Origin of the sequence: Streptosporangium sp. NPDC049248, assembly GCF_040678965.1 — a bacterium.
Taxonomy (GTDB): Bacteria; Actinomycetota; Actinomycetes; order Streptosporangiales; family Streptosporangiaceae; genus Streptosporangium; species Streptosporangium fukuiense.
This window is the reverse complement of sequence record NZ_JBFAQY010000007.1, coordinates 38,991-61,273: the sequence shown is the minus strand read 5'-3', so window position 1 is coordinate 61,273 and position 22,283 is coordinate 38,991. Positions and strand designations below refer to the sequence as shown.

The 22,283-nt window shown below is 70.3% G+C and carries 20 protein-coding genes; 10 read left to right on the top strand and 10 right to left on the bottom strand.

Annotated features, from left to right (window positions below; translation table 11 throughout):
- Window positions 1–7: 7 nt before the first annotated feature.
- Together AB0K21_RS15640 and AB0K21_RS15635 are read left to right on the top strand one after the other, a co-directional pair.
- The gene (locus AB0K21_RS15640) at window positions 8–1,603 is read left to right on the top strand and encodes a tetratricopeptide repeat protein (RefSeq protein WP_364150410.1); all 1,596 of its coding nucleotides are present in this window, start codon (window positions 8–10) and stop codon (window positions 1,601–1,603) included.
- A 296-nt stretch (window positions 1,604–1,899) separates the two neighbouring features.
- Window positions 1,900–2,493, top strand: a complete 594-nt coding sequence (locus tag AB0K21_RS15635; protein ID WP_364150407.1) for a Uma2 family endonuclease — start codon at window positions 1,900–1,902, stop codon at window positions 2,491–2,493.
- Window positions 2,494–2,501: 8 nt separating this feature from the next.
- Here the strand turns inward: AB0K21_RS15635 and AB0K21_RS15630 are convergent, their stop codons facing one another.
- The gene (locus AB0K21_RS15630) at window positions 2,502–2,723 is read right to left on the bottom strand and encodes a DUF397 domain-containing protein (RefSeq protein ID WP_364150404.1); all 222 of its coding nucleotides are present in this window, start codon (window positions 2,721–2,723) and stop codon (window positions 2,502–2,504) included.
- Between AB0K21_RS15630 and AB0K21_RS15625 the strand changes: the two genes are divergently transcribed.
- Window positions 2,633–3,172 carry an ATP-binding protein gene (locus AB0K21_RS15625; protein ID WP_364150401.1) on the top strand — a complete coding sequence of 180 codons (540 nt, stop codon included), beginning with the start codon at window positions 2,633–2,635 and terminating at the stop codon, window positions 3,170–3,172. The two genes, AB0K21_RS15630 and AB0K21_RS15625, sit on opposite strands and share 91 nt — an antisense overlap.
- Window positions 3,173–3,805: 633 nt before the next feature.
- On the opposite strand, the gene hemL is transcribed toward AB0K21_RS15625, so the two are convergent.
- Window positions 3,806–5,104, bottom strand: a complete 1,299-nt coding sequence (hemL, locus tag AB0K21_RS15620) for a glutamate-1-semialdehyde 2,1-aminomutase (RefSeq protein ID WP_364150398.1) — start codon at window positions 5,102–5,104, stop codon at window positions 3,806–3,808.
- A gap of 160 nt (window positions 5,105–5,264) precedes the next feature.
- On the opposite strand from hemL, the gene AB0K21_RS15615 reads away from it, so the two are divergent.
- From AB0K21_RS15615 to AB0K21_RS15605, 3 genes are all read left to right on the top strand, one after another.
- A complete protein-coding gene (locus AB0K21_RS15615; RefSeq protein ID WP_343981006.1) occupies window positions 5,265–6,491 on the top strand; it encodes a sensor histidine kinase in 1,227 nt (408 codons plus the stop codon).
- 149 nt (window positions 6,492–6,640) lie between these two features.
- Window positions 6,641–8,632: a sensor histidine kinase gene (locus tag AB0K21_RS15610; protein ID WP_343981003.1), complete on the top strand. Its 1,992-nt coding sequence runs from the start codon at window positions 6,641–6,643 to the stop codon at window positions 8,630–8,632.
- Window positions 8,629–9,270: a response regulator transcription factor gene (locus AB0K21_RS15605; protein WP_343981000.1), complete on the top strand. Its 642-nt coding sequence runs from the start codon at window positions 8,629–8,631 to the stop codon at window positions 9,268–9,270. The genes AB0K21_RS15610 and AB0K21_RS15605 overlap by 4 nt, the downstream gene beginning before the upstream one ends.
- 24 nt (window positions 9,271–9,294) lie before the next feature.
- On the opposite strand, the gene AB0K21_RS15600 is transcribed toward AB0K21_RS15605, so the two are convergent.
- The 6 genes from AB0K21_RS15600 to AB0K21_RS15575 form a co-directional block, all read right to left on the bottom strand.
- The gene (locus AB0K21_RS15600; RefSeq protein ID WP_343980997.1) at window positions 9,295–9,936 is read right to left on the bottom strand and encodes a bifunctional DNA primase/polymerase; all 642 of its coding nucleotides are present in this window, start codon (window positions 9,934–9,936) and stop codon (window positions 9,295–9,297) included.
- Window positions 9,937–10,128: 192 nt separating this feature from the next.
- A complete protein-coding gene (gene hemB, locus AB0K21_RS15595; RefSeq protein WP_343980993.1) occupies window positions 10,129–11,115 on the bottom strand; it encodes a porphobilinogen synthase in 987 nt (328 codons plus the stop codon).
- 280 nt (window positions 11,116–11,395) lie between these two features.
- The gene (locus tag AB0K21_RS15590; protein ID WP_343980989.1) at window positions 11,396–12,976 is read right to left on the bottom strand and encodes a bifunctional uroporphyrinogen-III C-methyltransferase/uroporphyrinogen-III synthase; all 1,581 of its coding nucleotides are present in this window, start codon (window positions 12,974–12,976) and stop codon (window positions 11,396–11,398) included.
- A complete protein-coding gene (gene hemC, locus AB0K21_RS15585; RefSeq protein WP_343980986.1) occupies window positions 12,973–13,893 on the bottom strand; it encodes a hydroxymethylbilane synthase in 921 nt (306 codons plus the stop codon). Before hemC ends, AB0K21_RS15590 begins: the two co-directional genes overlap by 4 nt.
- Entirely contained in the window at window positions 13,890–15,230 is a 1,341-nt protein-coding gene (locus AB0K21_RS15580; protein ID WP_343980983.1) for a glutamyl-tRNA reductase, read from the bottom strand. The genes hemC and AB0K21_RS15580 overlap by 4 nt, the downstream gene beginning before the upstream one ends.
- A 121-nt stretch (window positions 15,231–15,351) precedes the next feature.
- Window positions 15,352–16,059 carry a redox-sensing transcriptional repressor Rex gene (locus AB0K21_RS15575; RefSeq protein ID WP_343980979.1) on the bottom strand — a complete coding sequence of 236 codons (708 nt, stop codon included), beginning with the start codon at window positions 16,057–16,059 and terminating at the stop codon, window positions 15,352–15,354.
- A 284-nt stretch (window positions 16,060–16,343) separates the two neighbouring features.
- On the opposite strand from AB0K21_RS15575, the gene AB0K21_RS15570 reads away from it, so the two are divergent.
- Window positions 16,344–16,592: a glutaredoxin family protein gene (locus AB0K21_RS15570; protein WP_343980976.1), complete on the top strand. Its 249-nt coding sequence runs from the start codon at window positions 16,344–16,346 to the stop codon at window positions 16,590–16,592.
- A 50-nt stretch (window positions 16,593–16,642) separates the two neighbouring features.
- On the opposite strand, the gene AB0K21_RS15565 is transcribed toward AB0K21_RS15570, so the two are convergent.
- The gene (locus AB0K21_RS15565) at window positions 16,643–18,427 is read right to left on the bottom strand and encodes an antibiotic biosynthesis monooxygenase (RefSeq protein WP_364150388.1); all 1,785 of its coding nucleotides are present in this window, start codon (window positions 18,425–18,427) and stop codon (window positions 16,643–16,645) included.
- A 204-nt stretch (window positions 18,428–18,631) separates the two neighbouring features.
- Between AB0K21_RS15565 and AB0K21_RS15560 the strand changes: the two genes are divergently transcribed.
- The 3 genes from AB0K21_RS15560 to AB0K21_RS15550 all read left to right on the top strand — a co-directional run bounded on the left by AB0K21_RS15560 (window position 18,632) and on the right by AB0K21_RS15550 (window position 21,118).
- Complete coding sequence (locus AB0K21_RS15560; protein WP_343980970.1) at window positions 18,632–19,276, top strand: sigma-70 family RNA polymerase sigma factor; 645 nt, start codon at window positions 18,632–18,634, stop codon at window positions 19,274–19,276.
- Window positions 19,277–19,528: 252 nt separating this feature from the next.
- On the top strand, window positions 19,529–20,137 hold the full coding sequence (locus tag AB0K21_RS15555; protein WP_364150384.1) for a DUF5667 domain-containing protein: 609 nt from the start codon (window positions 19,529–19,531) through the stop codon (window positions 20,135–20,137).
- Between the two features lie 96 nt (window positions 20,138–20,233).
- Window positions 20,234–21,118, top strand: coding sequence for an HAD-IB family hydrolase (locus AB0K21_RS15550; protein WP_343980964.1), 885 nt, complete (start codon window positions 20,234–20,236; stop codon window positions 21,116–21,118).
- Window positions 21,119–21,166: 48 nt separating this feature from the next.
- Here the strand turns inward: AB0K21_RS15550 and AB0K21_RS15545 are convergent, their stop codons facing one another.
- The gene (locus AB0K21_RS15545) at window positions 21,167–22,192 is read right to left on the bottom strand and encodes an alpha/beta hydrolase (protein WP_364150381.1); all 1,026 of its coding nucleotides are present in this window, start codon (window positions 22,190–22,192) and stop codon (window positions 21,167–21,169) included.
- Between the last annotated feature and the right edge of the window lie 91 nt (window positions 22,193–22,283).

Here is a 22,283-nt window from a genome sequence, read left to right as displayed (position 1 = left end):
ACGGAAGTTGGAAGAGCAGCTCGGCAGGTATCGGGAAGCGGTCGCCGTCCACCGGGGGCTGGCCGAGGCCGATCCCGAAAACCACCTGCCGCCCCTGGCCCACTCCCTATCCGACCTGGGCAGGGCGCTGATAGAGCTGCAGCGGTTCGACGAGGCCCTGCCCTCCTTCGAGGAGGCCGTCGCCGCTCTCCGGCGGCTGATCGGCACGGACCGCGGCCTGCACGCCCTTGAGCTCGCCCCCGCCCTGACCGACCTGGGCGCGTTGCTGTCCGCCCTGGGCCGGCCCGACGAGGCCGTACCGGCGTGGGAGGAGGCCGTCAATCTCTACCGGGAACTGGCTGTCGTACCCGACTACCGGGACGATCCCGGGTCTCCGATTCCGGACGCCCTGGGCTCGGCACTGTGCGAGCTGGGGTCGGCGCTGAATGGTCTGGGCCGGTACGAGGAGGCCGTAGCCGCGCTGAGGGAGGCCGCCGACGTCCGGCGCGGACTGGTCGCCACCGACCCCGAGGAGCACCTGCTCGACCTGGCCCGCGCCCTGGACGGGCTCAGGACGGTGCTGTCGGACCTGGGCCGGCCCGGCGAGGCACTGCCCGTGATCGAGGAACTCGTCGCCGTCCACCGGCGGCTGGCCGACGCCGGATCAGGCCGACCCACTTTGGAACTGGCCATCGCCGTGGGCGAGCTGGGTGTGACGCTCATGGAGGTGGGCCGCCTCGACGAGGCCGTGCCTTTGCTCGAGGAGGCCGTCGCCTTCTACGACAAGGTAATGGCCGACCAGCGCGATCCGTACAGCCCGCAGATCGGCGCCATCCATGAGGGGAAAGCGACGACGCTGACCAACCTGGGGCTGACGTTGACCCGCATGGGGCGGCTGGACGAGGCCGTGCCCCCGCTGGAGCTGGCCGTCGCCTTCCACCGGGTGCTGGTCGGGTACGACCCCGAACGCTACGTGCCTGGTTACACCCGCTCTTTGATCAACCTCGGCCACGCGTTTTCCGGGCAGGGCCGGCACGACGACGCTCTGCCCCAGCTCCAGGAGGCCGCCCGCCTCCGCCAGGAGCTGGCCGAGCTCGATCCCGGACGCTTCATGCCGGACTACGCCCGCTCCCTGGTCGGCTTCGGTATGGGGCTCACGAACGCGGGGCGGCCCGACGACGCCGCGACCATCGGGCAGGAGGCCGTCAACCTGTGCCGGCAACTGGCCCAGGCCGCTCCGGAGCGTTTCCTGCCCGACCTCGCCAACGCCCTGGGCCGTCTGGAGGTGGCCCACGTGCGGCTGGAGCGTTCCGCGGATCTCCTGTCCGTCCAGGAGGAGGCCGTCACCGTCCACCGGGAACTCATCAAGGTAGACAAAGAGCATTTCCTCCCCGGACTGGCCCGCTGCCTGTCCAACCTCGGCTTGACGTACGACGGGCTGGGCCGGCCCGGTGACGCCGTGCTCGTGATGAACGAGGCCCTCTGGGCACATGAGCAGCTGTTCCTCCGTCGGCCATCGGATCACATGGACGGCTATCTGAATGCGCGCCGTCACCTCGCCGCCTGCCTGGCCAAGGTCGGCAGGCACGACGAGGCCGCTCAACTGCTGGGGAATCCGCAGTAGTACGACGTGAGGTGAACCCCGGCCTGCTTGGAGCGGTGGCCAGGTCATCCGGCTCGACGCTGTGGCCTCCGGCGGCGACACCGTCACCGGGCTCGCGGCGGCCGGGTGGGGCCGAGATGCCTGGAACTGCTCGATCTACGGCAAGTCGACCTGGTACGCCTGCCTGGTCGACTGATCAGGTTCCCGATAGGGGATCACCCCGCGCGACCGCCGCACCCCCCTTCCACCATCCGAGCCGAGGTGAAAACTTCCTGAAGCGGTCCGGTCACCACAGGCCCGGAATTACAGTGCCCCGCATGGGTGCCGCACTCGACCACTGGCCCGCTCCACCCCCGGAGGGTTGGAAGGCCGACGACCTCGACCGTCTGTCCGAGGGCCCCAACGGTGAACCCGGTTTCTTCGAGCGTGCCGAGCTGATCGACGGAGCCCTCGTCTTCGCCGCTCCCCAGACACGCTTCCACCAGCGCGTCCTCGCCGGTCTGGCAGTCGGCCTGAAAGCCCGTACCCCCGGACACCTCGCGGCCGTGAACCGGATGGACGTCAAGCTCGGCCACCGGATGCGTCCCTGCCCCGACATCGTGGTCGTCGACGCGGAGGCCGCCGATGACGACGACCGGACGTTCTACACCCCCGGCGAGGTGCACCTCGCCGTCGAGGTGGTCTCACCCGAGTCCGAGGACCGTGACCGCAAGACCAAACCGTTCCGCTACGCCGAGGCGGGCATCCCGCACTTCTGGCGGGTGGAGAACAACGATGGCTCCCCCGTCGTCTATGTCTACGAACTCGACCCCGCCACCGGCGCCTACGGCCTGACCGGTATCCACCACGACCGTCTGATCGTCCCGGTCCCCTTCCCCATCACCATCGATCTCGACGACCTGCCCCGCTGACACCCAACTCAGCCCAGACCATCGAACTCCCCACCCTTGACCCCACCGACAAAGACCCGCCACCTCTCAGAGGGGAAGACAAGCGCCGACCCGTTGGTGTCTTTGCTGTCCCGAACAGCCACGACCCCGGTCAGATTGCGTGCCACCTCGACACACGCTCCACCGTTGCCGTCACTGCGCGAACTCTTGCGCCACTCCGCATGGGACAGATCCACAGGCTGGTTCCCCATCGGCTCTCACCTACTCGGTCGCGACGGTCCGCGCCTGGGCACGAGACCTGCTCACCGGAAGAATCGACGTCTCCGCCCTCGACGACGTGGTGCTGCTGCTCAGCGAGATCGTGACGAACTCCGTCGTCCACTCCGACTCCGGACGGACGACAGCAGGATCGATCACGGTCTGCCTGGGCCTGGGCGGCGGCATGATCCACGCCGAGGTCATCGACGACGGCTCGGCGACCAGCCTCCCCTTCGTCCGCGCGGCCGACTTCGACAGCGACGGCGGACGCGGCCTGCTCCTGGTCGAGACCATGGCCACCGCCTGGGGCACCCACCACGACCCCGAAGCAGGCACCGCCGTCTGGTTCCACCTCCCAACCAACGAGACCACCAGCACCGACCGAGCCAACGGAGCCAACAGAACCGACGAACCTGACGGACCCGGCCCTCTCTCCACCTGACCCACCTGAACCACCTGACCGAAGTCCCTCACCCGAGGCGTACCCCTCCCTCCGGTCACAGTGACGGTCCGGATCGCGGTGTGCCCGTCCGACTGGACCACGGCAGAGGAGTGGAGCGAGGCACCCACCGGTCACAGTCGCGGTTCGAGTCGCGGTGTGTCCCATCAGGCGATCACACTCGCCCCCGAGCCAAGTCGTGACCGGCAACGACAAGCCGCAGCAAGCCGCGAAAAGCCGACCAACGGCCGGCAGGTCACGACGGGCCCGACGAAATACGGCGAGCCCCCTGCGCTCCTTCCCGCACCGGCGCTTCAGCTACGGCGACGGACCCAGAACGCCCACGTACGGATCGCTTCAGCGTCCAAGAGCCCGATGGGCTGCCCGCGAGGAAGCGACTACGGCCCACAGGCCGTACGGCGAGACAGCGGGTGCGCGGAGGTGGGTGGGTGCTCCGGGCGGCTTATAAGAATCCGCAACCACCGCGCCCGCCAGGCCGGAGGCCTGACCCCCCAGACCCGCCACCAACGACGGCCGCCCGGAGCACCCACCCACCGGAGCGCGAACACGCCCCCGCAAAAGAACACGCCCCCGCAAAAGAACCCTGACCGCCCGGACCCCGAACAGACCGCCCCGCTAAACGGAAGCGGAAGCGGCGGCCTTGGCGGCGGCGGGAAGCGCCTCGGCGATCCGGGAGAGCGCCTCGTCGTCGTGGGCCGCGGACAGGAACCACGCCTCGTACGCCGACGGCGGCAGGTAAACACCCTGATCAAGCATCGAATGGAAGAACGCCCGATAAGCGGCGGTGTTCTGCCTCTGGGCGGTGTCGAAGTCGACCACCCGCTCGTCCGTGAAGAAGACGGAGAACAGGCTCCCGGCACGCTGCAGGCGGTGCGGCACCCCGGCGGCGGCCAGCGCGTCGGCGGCGGCACGGCCGATGACCAGGGCCGCGGCGTCCACCCGGTCGTAGACGCCCTCGTCACAGGCACGCAGGGTGGCCAGACCGGCGGCGCAGGCCAGCGGGTTTCCGGACAGGGTGCCCGCCTGGTAGACCGGCCCCTCGGGAGCGAGATGGGCCATCACGTCGGCGCGACCGCCGAACGCGGCGGCGGGCAGGCCACCGCCCATGACCTTGCCGAAGGTCATCAGGTCGGCGTCGACCGGGTCGAGCCCGTACCAGCCCGCCTCCGAGACCCGGAAGCCGGTGAGCACCTCGTCGATGATCAGCAGGGCGCCGTGCGCGGTGCACAGCTCCCGCAGCCTGGCGTTGAACCCGTCCATCGGCGGGACGACGCCCATGTTGGCCGGGCACGCCTCGGTGATCACACAGGCGATCTCGGCGCCGAACGCCTGGAACGCCTCGGTGACCGCCTCGATCGAGTTGTAGGGCAGCACCACGGTGTCGGCGGCCGAGGCGCCGGTCACGCCGGGGGTGTCGGGCAGGCCGAAGGTCACCAGGCCGGAACCGGCCGAGGCGAGCAGGGCGTCGACATGGCCGTGGTAGCAACCGGCGAACTTAATGATCTTGGATCGGCCGGTGAAACCGCGCGCCAGCCGTACCGCGGACATGGTGGCCTCGGTGCCGGAGCTGACCAGGCGGATCTTCTCCACCGGGTCGACCCGGGCGACGATCTCCTCGGCGAGCTCGACCTCGCCGGCCGTCGCCGTACCGAACGAGGTGCCGTCGTGCAGCGCCTCCTGGAGGGCCTCGATCACGGCGGGATGCCGGTGACCGAGGATCATCGGCCCCCACGAGCAGACCAGGTCGACGTAACGGTTGCCGTCCACGTCGGTGATGTAGGGCCCCTGACCCGAAGCCATGAAGCGCGGCGTGCCGCCGACGGCTCCGAAGGCGCGGACCGGGGAGTTGACACCTCCCGGGACGATCTCACGTGCGCGGGCGAACAGGTCCTCGGAGTTCTCAGTACGGCTCACGCCCACCAGGGTAGTCAGCGCCCGCGGCGCTCCCCACAGAAAGGCCGCCCGCACGTCCGCCTCTCCCCTGGAGACAGGGCCCATGAGACCCAGAAAATTCATTCCAGAACGGGACATTCGCCCCGGGACAACGGGACATCATGTGGGAGATCCTGCCCACATGGCAGTCACGACGCCCCCCGCACAGCCCCCCGCTGCCCGACCATCCGGCGTCCACGCCGTGCTCAACGGCGTCCTGGTCTACGGCGCGCTGGCGCTGGTCACCGGCGGGATCTACTCCGGCCTGACCTGGCTGACCGGCACGCTGTCCGGCGGCGAGGACCCGGTGGCCGGGCTCGTCGCGGCACTGACCGTGGGCGCGATCTTCCGCCCGGTACGGCTGCGCCTGCAGCGTGCCGTGGACCGGCTGCTCCGCGTCGAACACGACCCCTACCGGGTGGCCGACCGGCTGAGCCGCACCCTGCAGGAGGCCGTCGACCCAGCCGAGGGGCTGGCCACCGCCGTGGTGCTGGTCCGCCAGGCGCTGCGCGCCGACGGCGTGGCCGTCGAGGTCCACGGGAGCACCGTCACCGACGGCGAACTGGGAGAACGGCCGGTCGAGACTCCGCTGGTCTGGCACGGGGAACCGGTCGGACGACTGCTCAGCAGCGGTCCCGCCCCCTCCCCGGACCTGCTGAACGCGCTGACCCAGCAGCTGGCCGAGCTGGCACACGCGGTACGGCTCACCGCGGACCTCCGGCGGTCCAGGGAGCACATCCTCACCACCCGGGAGGAGGAACGACGCAGGCTCCGCCGCGACCTGCACGACGGGCTGGGACCGACGCTGGCCAGCCTGGCGATGACCGTGGACGAGGCCAGGATCCGGCTGGAACGGGACCCCGAGGCCGTGGAGGGGCTGCTGATCCGCGTGCGCGACCAGATGGGCACCGCGATCATCGACGTCAGGGACCTGGTGTACGGTCTGCGCCCACCCGCGCTGAAGGACCTCGGCCTGGCCGGCTCGCTACGCTCGCTGGCCGACGCGCCGGGACCGCGGGTGGACATCGCACTGGCCGGTCCGCTGAACAACGTACCCCCGGCGGTGGAGGTGGCCGCCTACCGGATCGCCCAGGAGGCGCTCACCAACGTCCGCCGACACGCCCAGGCCACCACCACCCTGGTACGGGCCGAAGTGGTACGGGCGAACGCCGCGGCGGCGGGCGGCGAGTTGCGACTCTCGATCGCCGACGACGGGATCGGCCTGCCGGAAAAGGTCCGCGGTGGCGTGGGCCTGCTCTCCATGCGCGAGCGGGCGGCGGAGACGGGCGGCTCGTGCACGATCGGGCCGCGTCCGGGCGGCGGCACCGAGGTCGTCGCCCGGCTACCCATCGGAACGGAAGCACCGTGATCTCCTTCACCGGCGAAGACCTCACGACCTCATTCACGGACAACGGAGTCGGCATGACCTCCCCCGCGACCGCAGACCCCGTAACCGCAGCCCCCGTGACCGCCCCCGGGAACAGAGCCAGAACGATCTTCCCCAGGAACGAAGACCCCATGACCTCACCGGCGGACGAAGCCGCCACGGGGAACCGGCGGCGGGCGGCGTTGGCCGTTCTCGTCTGGACCGGCGCGGTGCTGGCACCGGTCTGCAACCTCCTGGCGGTCCGGTTGGTCGAGCTGAGCGCCTCGACCTGGCGCGAGGACTTCATCACCCTGGATCCGACGGTCTTCCTGTTCCCTGCCGCCGGCGCGTTCCTCATCACGCGTCGGCCCCGGCTGCTCGTCCCCTGGCTGCTCTGGACCAGCGGGGTGGTCGGCGGCGTCTACTACCTGGTCTACAGCGCCACCCACTGGTTCTACCTCACCGACCCCGGAGGGATCACCCCCTACCTCGGGTGGCTGGCGCTGTGGCTGTGGCTGTGGCACGTTCCGGTGTTCATCTCGCTGCTGCCGCTGCTCTTTCCCGACGGCCGGCTGCCCTCCCGGCGCTGGCGGCCGGTCCTGTACGCCAACCTGGTCCTCATGGTCGGGCACTCGCTGTTCCTGGGACTGGCCCCGGATCCGGAATTCGAGCTCCAGGTCCCGATCGCGAACCCCTTCGGCGTCGAGGCGCTGCGTGAGATCTCTCCGATCGTGGAGTCGTACATCGGCGCCCCGATGATGGCGCTCACCGCGCTCGGCGTGCTCTCGCTGATCTTCCGCTACCGGGCGGGCGACACCGAGCTCCGGCGCCAGATCGCCTGGTACGTCGGCGCGCTGGCGGTGCTCCTGCTCTTCTGGATCCTCCGGGTGGCGACCGGCTCCTGGTTGCTGATGGCCATGGAGACCCTCTTCATGGCCGGAGTGCCCCTGTCGATCATCGCGTCGGTGCTGCGCTACCGCCTCTACGGCATCGACGTCGTGCTCAACCGGGCGCTGGTCTACGGCTCCCTCGTCGCGGTCACCGGAGGCGTCTACTTCGGGCTGATCTGGCTGGCCGGCGCCCTGGCCAGCGACCTGGGCCAGGGCATCGGGCTGATCTCCGCGCTGGCCGTGGGCGCTCTCTTCCACCCTGCGCGGCTACGCCTGCAGCGGTTGGTGGACCGGGTCTTCGCCGTCGAGCGCGACCCCTACCGGGTCGTCGGCCTGCTCGGTCGTACCGGGCAGGGAGCGCAGGACCCGGCGGCGGCCCTCGGCGAGGCTGTGGCCCTGATCCGCGGGGCGGTGGGAGCCGGCGGGGTCGGCGTCGAGGTCCGCACGGGGCGGGGCGCGACGCGTGTGTTCACCGACGGGGAGCTTCGGCCGGGAGCGACGGAGACGCCGCTGTTCTGGCACGCGGACTGGGTCGGAACCCTGATGGTGTCGGGGGTCCGGCCGGGCCGCGAGCCGATGGAGGTGCTCGCCAGGCACCTCGCCGAGCTGGCGCACGCCGTACGGCTCACCGCCGACCTGCACCGCTCCCGGGAACGCATCCGGTCCACCCGCGACGAGGAGCGCCGCAGGCTGGGCAGGGAGCTGCACGACGGGCTCGGCCCGGCGCTGACCAGCGTCACGTTCGCCCTCGACGAGGCACGGAGAAGGCTCGACACCGACCCCCGGGCCGTCGAGAAGCTGCTGGTCCGGATCCGCGAGGAGATGATCGCGACGATCGCGTCGGTCCGCGAGCTGGTGTACGGCCTGCGCCCGCCCGCGCTGGACGACCTGGGCCTGGAGGGCGCGCTGCGGGCAGCGGCCGGAGAGACCGCGGTGACCGTGGACGGCCCGCTGGACGACCTGCCCGCCGCCGTCGAGGTCGCCGCCTACCGCATCGCCCAGGAGGCGCTCACCAACGCCCGCCGCCACGCCGGCGCGACCACCGTCCTCATCCGGCTGCGCCGCCTGCCGGGCGAGCTGCGCGTGGAGATCGCCGACGACGGGATCGGCCTGCCCGAGAACCCGGTCGCGGGCGTGGGATTGACCTCGATGCGCGAGCGGGCGGCGGAGGTGGGAGGCTCATGTGTGATCGGTCGCAGGCCGGACGGCGGCACGGAGGTGATCGCCAGATTGCCGGTGGAGGAGGCCAAGTGATCACAGTACTGATCGTGGACGACCACCCGGTCTTCCGGCAGGGTCTTCGCGGCCTGCTGGGGGTCATGGACATCGAGGTCGTCGGGGAGGCCGCCGACGGCCAGGAGGCCGTGGCGCTGGCCGCCGAGCTCCAGCCCGACGTGGTCGTGATGGACCTGCAGATGCCCGGCGGCAACGGCATCGAGGCGACCAGGACGATCATCAGGACCAGCCCGCGGATCGGGGTGCTGGTGCTGACCATGTTCCGCGACGACGACTCGGTGTTCGCCGCGATGCGCGCCGGGGCCCGCGGCTACCTGCTCAAGGAGGCCGGCGCCGAGGAGATCGCCCGCGCCGTGAACGCCGTCGCCGCCGGCGAGGCCATCTACGGGCCCGAGATCGCCCGCCGCGTCCTGGCCTACTTCACCGGCATGCCCGATCCGTCACGCACCGCCTTCCCCGAGCTCACCGAGCGGGAACGGGAGGTGCTCGGGCTGGTCGCCCAGGGCAGGGGCAACGGCGAGATCGCCGGGATCCTCTCCCTGTCCGGCAAGACCGTGCGCAACCACGTCTCCAACATCTTCATGAAGCTCCAGGTGGCCGACCGCGCCCAGGCGATCGTCCGCGCCCGCGAGGCCGGCCTGGGGGGCTCTCCCTGACCGGTCGGCCTCTCCGTACCGGAGTCACTCGCAGACGTCGGCGAGGAACTCCAGGACGCGGAGCGGATCGGGCAACGGGCGGCCGTCCGGCGGACGCAGCCACGAGCAGTGCCCGCCACTGGGCAGGAGCGAGGGCGGGGCGAGGACGTAGCTGTCGCGGCAGTGCCAGCGCAGGCCGGGCATCTCGTCGATGGTGGACGGGCCGAAGTCGAGGGCGCAGGACCACCACTCGTCCTCGTCGTCGGAGACGTTACGAGTGGCCACATAGAACAGGGCCCGGTCGCCGTTGACGGCGACCGGGCCCTGGGCTGCTCCGGCGGAGTCCATGTTCGCGAGGGCGGTGCGCCCCGCGGCGAGCGGTACGTCGAACACGTCGAACACCCGCCCCGTGGGGAGAATCACATTCGCCTCGGGTTCGTACCGCCACCAGTTGGTCAGCAGGGTGGGGTCGGTGGTGGCCTGCATCTGCCAGGCCACCGAGAGAGGGTGGCTTCCCGGGTCGGGACAACCGACGCGGTCACAGGAGCAGGAGCGCGAACCGCCTCTCAGCGGCCGCGCGCCCAGACAGCTCGCCCAGCCCAGCGCGGCGTACTCCAGCACAGAACTGATCATCTGCTTCGGATGGCCATGTCGTCTGTTTCGACGAACCATCGGTACCCCGACCATTGTGTCCTCCGTCGTCCGCGCATCCCGCGTGCCACCCGGATGCGACGACCTGTCCACACTCTGGTCAGTGGGAACGTCAAACCCCCCAGGGTCTACGCCACCTGGGACACATCCGCACCGGTTATCGCACTCTAACGCACACGTATCTCCAGCAAGCGACGAACCTCCAGTTCTCGGTACGTGCCGCCGATCTCATCTCAGCTTCGCGGCGACCTCGGTCGCCCAGTAGGTGAGGACCATGTCGGCCCCCGCCCTGCGGATCGCGACCAGCGACTCCATGATCACTCGATCCCGGTCGATCCAGCCGTTCGCGGCGGCGGCCTCGACCATGGCGTACTCGCCGCTGACCTGGTACGCCGCCACCGGCACGTCCACGGTGTCGCGCACCTGACGCAGGATGTCGAGGTAGGCCAGGGCCGGCTTGACCATGACGGCGTCGGCGCCCTCGTCGAGGTCCAGCCGCACCTCGCGCAGCGCCTCCCCGACCGGTCCCGCCGCGTCCTGCTGGTAGGCGTTGCGGTCGCCGAACTGCGGAGCGCACTCGGCCGCCTCGCGGAACGGGCCGTAGAACGCCGAGGCGTACTTGGCCGAGTACGCGAGGATCGGGACCTGCTCGAAGCCGTCGCCGTCCAGGGCCGCCCTGATCGCCGCCACCTGGCCGTCCATCATGCCGCTCGGTGCGATCACCTGCGATCCGGCCCGCGCCTGGGCCACCGCCGCGGCCGCGTAGCGCTCCAGGGTGGCGTCGTTGTCGACCTCCCCCTCAGCGGTCAGGATGCCGCAGTGGCCGTGGTCGGTGAACTCGTCCAGGCAGGTGTCGGTCATCACGACCATCGTGTCACCCACGTCGGAGACCAGATCGGCGACGGCCCGCTGGACGATCCCCTCCGGATCGTCGGCCGCCGACCCCCTGCCGTCCTTCACCGCGGGGATACCGAACAGGATCAGCCCGCCCACCCCTGCCTCGGCCGCCTCGTGGGCGGCCTTGCGCAGCGAGTCGCGAGTGTGCTGGAACACCCCGGGCATCGAGCCGATCGGGTTCGGCCGGTCGATGTCCTCCTTCACGAACATCGGCAGCACCAGTTCCGCCGGGTGCAGCCGGGTGCCGGACACCATCCGGCGCATCGGTGCCGTGCGGCGGAGCCTTCGCGGGCGTGCGACAGGGAACTGGGCCGTCATGGTGTCTCCCCCTCCTCCCGGCCGGTGAGGGACTGCGGGCCGGAAAAGCTCGATGTGTGTGCCGGCCCACCGCTCACCGCGACGCGCCGCTGTCTCATGGCGCGCCGCCCGGCACCGCACATCACGCACCGCGTGCCGCGGCACTCCGGTCGCCACGCCCACCACCTGTGGCGACGCACCGCCTGCCGGGGCGCCGCCGATCACGGCCCGGCGCGCTCGCGCGGGACCGTCGAGCACGGCCTACCCGCCCTTTTCGCGTGCGCAGCCGCCTTGTTCAAGGTTACTTGGCGCGGCGCCGGGCCCCTCTCCGGGTCTGCGAGGGCCTGCGGGGGACGTCCCCCGCCATGACCGCGGCCTGCCGCTGCTTGGCACCGTACTCCGCCAGCGCCGCCGCGAGAGCGGAAGTCGAAGGTTTGTCGGCCATGACGTCGACCCTGAGCCCGAATTCCTCCGCGGTCTTGGCGGTCTGCGGACCGATCACGGCGATGACCGTGACGTTGTGCGGTTTGCCCGCGATGCCGACCAGGTTGCGGACGGTGCTCGACGAGGTGAACAGCACCGCGTCGAACCCACCGCCCTTGATCGCCTCGCGGGTGGGGGCGGGCGGCGGCGCCGCGCGGACGGTCCGGTAGGCCGTCACGTCGTCGCACTCCCAGCCGAGCTCGATCAGCCCGGCCACCAGCGTCTCGGTCGCGATGTCGGCACGCGGCAGCAGCACCCGGTTGATCGGGTCGAGCATCGAGTCGTACGGCGGCCACTCGACCAGCAGGCCCTCCGAAGACTGCTCGCCGGACGGCATCAGATCGGGCCTGACGCCGAACTCCACCAGGGCCCGCGCGGTGCTCTCACCCACGGCCGCGACCTTGAGCCCGGCGAACGCGCGGGCGTCCAGGCCGTACTCCTCGAACTTCTCGCGCACCGCCTTGACCGCGTTCGCGCTGGTGAAGGCCACCCATTCGTAGCGTCCCGTGACCAGGCCCTTGATCGCCCGATCCATCTGCTGCGGGGTGCGCGGCGGCTCGACGGAGATCGTGGGGACCTCCTCGGGCACCGCGCCGTACGAACGCAGCTGGTCGACCAGGCCGGCCGACTGCTCCTTGGTCCTGGGCACCAGCACCCGCCAGCCGAACAGCGGCTTGGTCTCGAACCAGGACAGCCGGTCGCGCATGCCGACGGCCTCCCCGATCACGATCAGCGCGGGCTCGACCATCCCGGCGTGCTTGAGATCGGGCCCGATCCGGCCCAGCGTGGTCACCACGGTGTGCTGCTCGGTCGTGGTTCCGGCGCTGCTGATCGCCACCGGCGTCGAGTCGGGACGGCCCGCCGCGATCAGCGCCTTGCCGATCGGAACGGCCTCGGCGACGCCGTTGTAGATCACCAGAGTGCCCGCTCCCGCGGCGTAGGCGGCCCAGTCCTTGATCTGGGTCGCGTCCACCACCCGGAACTCGGGCACCGACACCGCGGCCGGGATCCCGGCATAGGTGAGCACCGCCGTGGCCGGGGGTACACCGGGCACGATCTCGAAGTCCACCTCCGCCTTGGCGCAGGCCGCGACCTCCTCGGTGATCGAGGAGAAGAACATCGGGTCGCCCGCGCACAGCCGCACGACGCAGCTGCCGCCCTTGGCTGCCTTGACGGCCTTCAGCGAGACGGCGCCCTCCTCTGCCGCGCCGATGATCTCAACGCCCTCGCGGCAGTGACGTAGCAACGAGCCGTACGCCTCCTGATCGAGGATGACGATGTCCGCTCTGGAGAGCAGATCGGCACCGCGTAGCGTGAGCAACCCCTCATCGCCGGGCCCTGCACCGACAAAGGCGACGAACCCGGACGGATGCTCGAAGGTGGTACTTCCGGAGCTCAATGTGCTTGCTCCCCTATCAACGTGCCGGCCCCTTCGGCGATCATCTCGGCCGCGAGGTCGCGACCGAGATCCATGGGCGCAGAAGAGCTCCCGGCGGCGGACTTGCGCACCGCCCGCCTGCCGTCGACGGCGACGGCAGCGGCGGTCAAAACCAGATCGTGCCCGTGCTCGGCCGCGTACGTGCCCAGCGGGGCGGCACACCCCGCCTCCAGCGCGTTGAGCACCGCGCGCTCGGCGGTGACCTCGGCGCGGGTGCGCGCGTCGTCGAGCACGCTCAGCAGCTCGATCATGTCGGCTCTGTCGGAGCGGCACTCCACGGCCAGCGCTCCCTGACCGGGGGCGGGGAGTATCTCCTCGACCTCGAAGATCTGGGAGATCTCGGCCTCGCGCCCCAGCCTGCCGAGCCCGGCGGCGGCGAGCACGACCCCCTGCAGCTCGCCCGAGGTCACCTTGCCGATCCGAGTGTCGGCGTTGCCCCGGATGGGAACGTAGTCGAGATCAGGACGGATCATCCGGAGCTGGGCGATCCTGCGCGGGGAGCCCGTGCCGATCTTCGCTCCGGACGGCAGGTCGGCCAGCTTGGCGACGCCCACCAGGGCGTCCCTGGGGTCGTCGCGCGGCGGGATCGCCGCGATGACCACGCGCGGGTCGGGCGTGGTGGGCAGGTCCTTCAGCGAGTGCACCGCGAAGTCGATCGAGCCCTCGATCAGCTCGTCACGGAGCGCGCTGACGAAGACGCCCGTACCGCCGAGCTGCGTGAGGTCGCCCTTGGTCACGTCACCGAAGGTGACGACGCCGACGAGCTCGACGGCCCTTCCGGTCAGCTCGGTGAGGCGGTCGGCGACCAGGCCCGACTGCGTGGTCGCCATGACGCTCCGCCTCGTTCCCAGCCGGAGCGGAGGAGAAATGCTGCTCACAAGCCTGCCTCCTTCTTGCTCGGCTCGGTGTTCCTACCCTGCTCGACATCGATCGTCTCGATACGCCGCACCGCTTCGGGCACCTTCGGGTCAAGATTGAACAGCTCGCGGAGTGCTTCCGCATAATGATCGCCCGCCGGAGACTCCGCCAGCTGCTTGACACGCACTGTGGGCTCGTGAAGTAGCTTGTCGACCACCCGCCTGACGGTCTGGGTGACCTCGGCCCTGACGCGCCCGTCGAGTTCGGGAAGCCGCGCGGCGAACCGCTCCAGCTCCGTCTCGACCACCTGCGCCGCCTTGCTCCGCAGCGCCACCACGGTCGGCGTGACGCGCGCGGCGCGCTCGGCCGACAGGTAGGCGGCGACCTCCTCGGCGACGATGCCGCGCACGGAGCTGACGGCCTCGGCCCGGCCGCCGTCGTCGGTGCTCGCGTCGGCCCCGCTCTCCTGCATGGACTCCAGGTCGACCAGCGTCACGCCGGGCAGCCGCCGTACGGCGAGGTCGACGTCGTGCGGCAGGGCCAGGTCCAGTATGAACATCCGGTGGGGAGTCACCATGTCGGCGGTGATGACCACGTCGGTGGCGCCGGTGCAGGAGATGACCAGGTCGGCCCTCGCCAGCTCCCTCTCCAGGTCGTCGAACTCGGCGGCCCGGCCGCCGACCGTCTGCGCCAGCCGTACCGCGCGCTCGTGGGTCCGGTTGACCACCACGATGTCGGTGAGGCCCGCCCGCTGCAGGGTCGCGGCCGACAGGGCGCTCATCGATCCCGCGCCGACCACCAGGGCCCGCATCCCCTCAAGAGGGCCGAGGGCCCGCTCGGCGAGCGTGAGCCCGACCCCGACGAGGGAGGCACCGGCCCGGTCGATGCCGGTCTCGGTGTGCGAGCGCTTGCCCACCCGGAGTGCCTGCTGGACGAGCTCGTTGAGCGTCGGGCCGAGCGTGCCCTGCTGCTGGGCCAGCCTGAGCGCCGAACGCACCTGGCCGAGGATCTGCCCCTCACCCAGGACCATCGAGTCAAGACCCGAGCCGACCGAGAACAGGTGCTCGATCGCGCGATCCTCGTAGTGCACGTAGAGGTGGGCGGCCAGCTCGTCCATGGAGACGCCGGAATGGGTGCTGAGCAGCCAGGAGATCGACGTCACCGCGGCGTGGAACCGGTCGACCTCGACGTAGACCTCGACCCGGTTGCAGGTCGAGACGATCATGGCCTCGACGACGTGGGCATCCCGGTGGACGTCCTGGAGCAGCTTCACCAGCGAGTCGCCGGAGACGGAGACCCGTTCCAGCAGGGCCACCGGGGCCGTACGGTGGCTCAGGCCGACGACGAGAACACTCATCGACCCTCCACCGCCTTCCCCGGGAGGGCGCGGTCCGCCCCCGTCGTAGTGATCGTGCTCATCGTGGTCGCCCGGGAGGGCCTGAAGAGTGGGTGCCCGTCAGTTCGTGCGTGGTGCTTCCTCACAAGTCCACCGCCTCGGGCCACTCCTCGGCCATCGCGGGCCCTCCAGTCATCCGATCCGTCTTACGTTGCTCGTGGAACGCAAGGATCTGTAGTTCAATCGATAGGTCGACCTTACGGATGTCAACACCTTCTGGAACAGAAAGTACAACGGGGGCAAAGTTCAGAATGCTGGTGACCCCCGCGGCAACGACCCGGTCGGCCACCTGCTGAGCCGCCAGGGCCGGTGTCGCAAGCACCACGATCGACACTCCTCGCCGTCGTATCACGGCTTCCAGCTCGTCGATGTGCTCCACATTCAATCCCGCGATGTGGTCGCCCACCACTTCGGGGTCCGCGTCGAGCAGCGCCGCGACCCTGAATCCTCGGGAGACGAACCCGCCGTAGTTGGCGAGCGCACGACCGAGGTTACCCACTCCGACGATGGCAACGGCCCAGTCCTGGGTGAGGCCCAGCTCACGGGAGATCTGGTAGATCAGATATTCGACGTCGTAGCCGACCCCTCGGGTGCCGTACGACCCGAGGTGGGAGAGGTCCTTGCGAAGCTTGGCGGAGTTGACGCCGGCCGCGACGGCCAGGTCCTCCGAGCTCACGGTCGCCAGGCCACGCTCGGCCATGCCGTTCAGCGCTCGCAGATAGAGCGGCAGCCGGGCGACGGTCGCCTCGGGTATGCCGCGTTCGCGGGCTTGGGACAGACGGCGGATCACGTGCCGGAGCTCCAGGGGGACAGGCGACCGGCGCGGCCCGGACGCGACGGATGACGAGGTGAGGCCACTGTCATTCAGGTTAGTCCTTTTGTGAACCGGTGCACAAAGTGAGTGTTCACAATCTTGGCCACCCCCTCCGCCGGTTCGTGGTCCGACCCCCTCATCAGGGCCCTGACCTGCGCCTCCGGCAGCTCCCCCGGCGGCCGTCACCGGCCTGCCCACCGCCCGCCGCGCAGTCCGGCGGGCAGTCCGGCGTGCGCCCTGACTCGGCTACCGTGGCGGTCATGTCACCCCGAGACCATCGCATCACCCTGCTCGGCAAGCCCGGTTGCCACCTGTGCGACGACGCGCGGGCGGTGATCGAACGGGTCGCCGCCGAACTCGGCGTCCCATGGGAGGAACGCGACATCACGGCCTCAGCGGAGGATCAGGAACGGTACTGGGAGATGATCCCGGTCACCCTCGTCGACGGCGTGCAGCACGACTTCTGGCGCGTCGACGAGAACCGCCTCCGCGCCGCCCTCGGCGCCTGACACGTCCCACCCGACCCGGCGCGCGGACGATCACCGTCCGCGCGCCGCGTTCACGGCCTGAAGGCCGTCGGGAGCGGCATCACCTTCGCGGCGTTCATGGTGAGTTCGATGACGTTGGTGGCGAGCACCATCGGCTGGCGTTCGGTGACGAAGCGCTCCGTGTGCGGCTGGCGTTGATGGTCGCTGTAGGCGACCTCGTCACGGTAGATCTCGTAGACGATGCGCTGGAGCGGCGCCGACTTCACCGAGTGACAGGCGTAGATGAGCGTGTCCGGCTCGGATCGGCGTACCGCCTCGACGGTCTCCTCGGCGAGCCGGTCGAACCTCTCGCCGGTGCCGTCGAGGAGGGTGAAGACGGTCAGCATGCCGAAGATGTTCGGCGAGGGACGGCCTGAGCCGCCCGGCAGGTCGCCCGGGCCACCCGGGCCACCCGGGCTGTCCGGGTACCTGGCACCGCTCGGGAGGGCGGCGCCGAACGCCTGGTCATAGCCGTGAAAACCGCCTCTCCCCTGGTCCATGCCCGGGGAGGGCGCGCCGCCGAACGCCTGGTCGGCGGGCATGGGCTGGAGACTGCCCGGCCTGCCGAACTCACCGGTGGCGGGCCCGGCAGCCCCCCCTGGCCCCCCGGGCCGGCCGAACTCACCGGTGCCCGGACCGGACTGCCTGCCGGGACCGGAGGCCCCGTGCCTGCCGAACTCGTGGGCCGGGATGTCGTACTCGCCGGTCGCCGGCCCCCCGGACGGCATGCCGGCCGGCCCCCCGGACGGCATGCCGAATTGACCGGTGACCGGCGGCTGCCCCCCGGGGGCGCCACCCCGTCTGCCGGGGTCGCCGCCGAACGGCTGGTCGGGGGAGGGCATGCCGTACTCACCCGCCATGAACATCCCGGTGGCGGGTCCGCCGAACCTGTCGTCGCTCGGCGGAGGCTGCTGCCCCATGCGCGCCGCGTAGTCGACGTCCCGGTCGCCCGCACGGTACTCGGCGACGAGGTCGCCGAGTCCGGAACGGCGGGGGGGCTCCTCGGCCAGGGCCCGGCCGCCAGGGGCCTCCTGGGACATCCTGCGTCCGGCGACCTGCACGTCGCGGGGCTGGTACTCGGGGGGCCGGAGTGTCGGGAGGCGGTTCTCCCAGTCGTCGTCCGCGGCCTCCTCGTCGTCGTCCTCGTAGGGCGCGAGCGGGCGGAGCATGGCGTACCAGACGGCGGCGGCGGTGACGAAGAGCAGCAGCGCGGTGAACATTCCGGGCACCGCGAAACTGACGGCTCCCACCAGGGCGAGACCGGTGGGGCCGAGCACCAGGAGCGCGTGCATGTTGTCGGCGTCGTAGTCGTCGCCGCCGCGCCAGCGCACGACCGCGAGCAGCAGCCCGGCCAGCAGCACGATCGCGACGATCACGTGGACGATGAGCAGCAGGTATTTCGACGGCAGGTCCCAGTGGTGACCACCCAGCGGGAGGACCTTGGCGAAGTCCTTGTCCTGCAGGACCGGGTCGACCGCCAGGATCACCGTCGCGATGACGGTGAGTGCGATCCCCAGGAGCCATGAGGCGAACCTGGCAGTGCCCTTACGGGCCAGCAACTGGATGGCTCCGACGGCCAGCCACAGGGGCGCCAGCATGGATCCGGTCAGTTGATAAACACGAAATGTTCCTGCCCCGAACCCGGTTAAGTAGCCGATGGCGATTACTCCGAGTGAAACGGAGAGAGACGCCGTCGTGATGCTCCAGGCGATCAGCCAGCCCTTGGGTTCACTGCGAAGGCGGCTGATGAGAGCACCGGTGGCGATGACGGCGAGCAATGCACCGGCGAAGGCGATGACAGCGACGAGGACTTCCATGGTGTCTCCAATGCTGCCGGACATTACCCCCTAACCGGTAGCCGAACCCTCGGTCGGCTACCGGAGTCGGCACGAAACAACCGACCCCACACCGTATCTGGCGATTACCCCCAGTCACGGCGCTTCGAAGTGGATTGTGGAATTACCGCTTGGTTTCCTAGAGTGATCAGGCACGCCGTACCCCCTTCCCCTCAGGGATACCGGATGCCTGAAACGTGGCCGCTCGCCGGGCACCTCCCCACGACCGTCGGGATGGCCCAGCCCGTCCGCAGCAATGACCTCACTCTGCGTGAGGACGCCTCCGACGAACTCCGGAGGCTCGTTTTGCGTGCCAAAACCGGAGACACGGATGCTTTTGGCACGCTCTATGATCGCTACCTCACCCTGGTCTACCGCTATGTCTATTTCCGGGTCGGCTCACACCCGCTGGCCGAGGATCTCACGAGCGAGACCTTTCTCCGCGCACTCCGCCGGATCACTGACTTCACGTGGCAAGGGCGTGATTTCGGGGCCTGGCTCGTGACCATCGCGAGGAACCTGATCACCGATCACTTCAAGTCCGGCAGGTACCGTCTTGAGGTCACAACGGCCGAGGTGATCGACATCCCGCTCGACGGCCCGCACATCCCGGAGAACGCCGTCGTCATCTCGATGATCAGCGACCGGGTGCTCAGCGCCGTTCGCGACCTGGGCCCCGAGCAGCAGGAGTGCGTGGTGCTGCGCTTCCTGCACGGCATGTCGCTGGCGGAGACCGCGCTCATCATGGGCAAGAAGAGCGGCGCGATCAAGGCGCTGCAGTTCCGCGCGATCCGCTCCCTGGCCCGCGCGCTCCCCTCGGACCTGGGCTGACGCCGCCTCCGCCCCCCTTACCCCGCCCCGGGAGGCCCCACCAGGAGGAGCCCGCGGGGAGAATCACGCGTCCGGCCGGGCAGCGGAGGATTGTTCACCATGCCGATGCCGGTGCGGCGCGTAACCTGGCGTGCGGAGTCGTCGTTAGGCAAGTGACACCGATGGATCATGAGCTGGGGGCGGCAGGGAGCGTTCATGGGGAAGTGGCTGCCCGGAATCTCACGGAGATCGCAGGCTCACATCCAAAACCGTGTGTCGCGCCTCGGTAACCGCATGGCGGCCACCCCCCGTCCCGAGTTCCACGCCAGGCTCCGCGAGCAGCTCACCCAGACCCCTCCCGGAGAGGACCTGTCGGAGCGGCCGCCGACCGGCCCGCGCCACTCCCGGCGCAGACCTCGTACCGGGCTGTTCACGCAACTGCTGAGCGTCGCCCTGGTGGCCGCGATGGTCGCCTCCGGTATATGGACCTACCGGTCGATGCCCGGTGACACCTTCTACCCGCTCAAGCGCGCCGCCGAGAGGACGCTGTTCCACCTGAGCACCGACGAGGCCGAGCGGGCCGACCGCTCCTTCGGCTACGCGGAGACCCGCGCCCGCGAGGTCGAGGAACTCCTGGGCTCCGGCGAGCACGAGGACATGATCGGGGAGACCCTCCAGGCGATGGAGGACACCACCCGCTCCGCGGTGACCTCTCTGCGGCAGGTCCGGCGCCGTGACGCCGCGAACGCCAGGGAGCTCAGGCGCTTCGTCCAGAAACAGCGCACCCAGATCAGCGGAATGATCCCCAAGATGGACGCCGAGGATCAGCTCAAGGCCCACGTCTACCTCAACTACATCGACGGCCTGGCTCCACCCGATTAGCCTGTTCCGTCCGGGTCGCGCCATGTCGTATGACACCGAGACGTCGCATTTGACTAACACCGATCTCCCCCCGTGTCCCGGTTAAGCTGAGGTGCTATGAGGCGGCTACTACGACGACGGGGCGAAACGGCGACGGTCGGGGAGCAGGCGGCCGGGGAGGTCGCGGCCGCGGCCGCCGTGGCGATGCCGATGGCCGAACCCGACCCGGTGGCCGCCGCCTTCTTCGACGTCGACAACACCATGATGCGCGGCGCGTCCATCTACCACTTCGCCCGGGGCCTCGCCTCCCGGGGCCTGTTCACCAGCAAGGACCTGATCAGGTTCGCGCTCGGCCAGGCGGTCTTCCGGGTCCGCGGCGACGAGAACCCGGTCCACATCGCAGAGGCCAGGGAGACCGCGCTGGCGTTCGTGGCGGGCAGCAAGGTCGAGGAGATCATCCGGCTCGGTGAGGAGATCTACGACGAGGTGATGGCCGACCGCATCTGGGCGGGCACCCGCGCCATCGCGCAGGCACACCTCGACGCCGGCCAGCGAGTCTGGCTGGTCACCGCGACCCCGGTGGAGCTGGCCCGCGTGATCGCCCAGCGCCTCGGCCTGACCGGTGCCCTCGGCACGGTCGCCGAGACCGAGAACGGCGTCTACACCGGCCGCCTGGTCGGCGACCTGCTCCACGGCCCGGCCAAGGCGGAGGCCGTCAGGGCTCTGGCCCGCAGGGAGGGGCTCGACCTGACCCGCTGCTCCGCCTACAGCGACTCGGCGAACGATCTGCCGCTGCTCTCCCTGGTCGGCCACGCCACCGCGATCAACCCCGACGCCGAGTTGCGCGACTTCGCCAGGGAGAACGGCTGGGAGATAAAGGACTTCCGCACGGGGCGTAAGGCGACCTTGATCGGCCTGCCCATCGCGGCGGGCGCCGGGGCCCTCGCGGGGAGCATCGCCGCCGCCATCGCCCTGCGCCGCCACTACCGTTCCGGCGGCTGACCCACCCCACCGCTCCGGCGCCCGCCGGACGGCCTGGTGCGGCTCCGGTCAGCCTGTCGTACCGGCGGCCGTGACCCGGTCCAGCAGTGCGGACAGTTCCCGGTTGACGGCCTCCGGGCGTTCCAGGCCGATCATGTGGCCGGCCTCGGGGAACACGACCAGTCTGGCGCCCGGCAGAGCCTCGGCGATGCGCCTGCTGTGCGCCGGTGGAGTGAGACGGTCACGGTCCCCGACCATGACAAGCGTCTCAACCCCGCCGAACGCGGCCAGCGCGGCCAGTTTGTCGTGGATGAGGAAGTCACGGAAGAAACCGACCATGATCTCCGTCGGGGTGGCCGAGGCCATGTCGCTGACGAAGCGCACATGCTCGCGCGGGGCGCGGGGCCCGAAGGCGACGTACCGGGTCACCGGCAGGTTGGTGCGAGATTTGAGGGCCACGCTGCGGTCGATGAGCGCCCCTCTGGCCAGCATGTGTTCGAACATGAGGGGCGTGACGCGCGGGGCGAGCCGCCCGATCGGCCCGGGGAGCCCGAACGTGCTGCCGTTCAGCTGCCCGGACGACGTGCTCAGCAGAGCCACTCCCGCCACCCTGGCGGCGAACGTCTCCGGATGCCGCCCGGCGAACGCCATGACCGTCATACCGCCCATGGAGTGGCCTACGAGGACCACCGGCGACCCCTCGGGCACGGTGGCCTCGATCACCGCGGCGAGGTCGTCACCGAGCTGGTCGACGGTGCAGGCGTCGAGGGCACCTGCCGAGGAGGCGCCGTGCCCGCGCTGGTCGTAGAAGACCAGGGTGGCCCTGCCGGCGAGCGCCTCGCGCTGGAAGTGCCAGCAGTGCCTGTTCATCACCCAGCCGTGTATGAAGATCACGGCCGGCTCGGGCGCCCCGGCCTCCTCGATGTCGACCGCGAGCCGCACGCCGTCGCCGGTGGTGACGGTGACCGGCCGACCGCGGTGCCCGCCGAGCGCCGTGCCCGCGTACGCCCTGCGCCGCCGCGCGGCGACTCCCAGCGCCGCCCCCACGGCCAGTCCGGCGATGGCGGCCCCTGTCGCGCTCCGGCCTGCGCCCATGATCACTCCCTTGATCCGGAAGACCGATGTTGAGCACACCATACCGACAGAAAGCACCCGTTGTTAGACGTCGTGACTAATAAAAACCGCC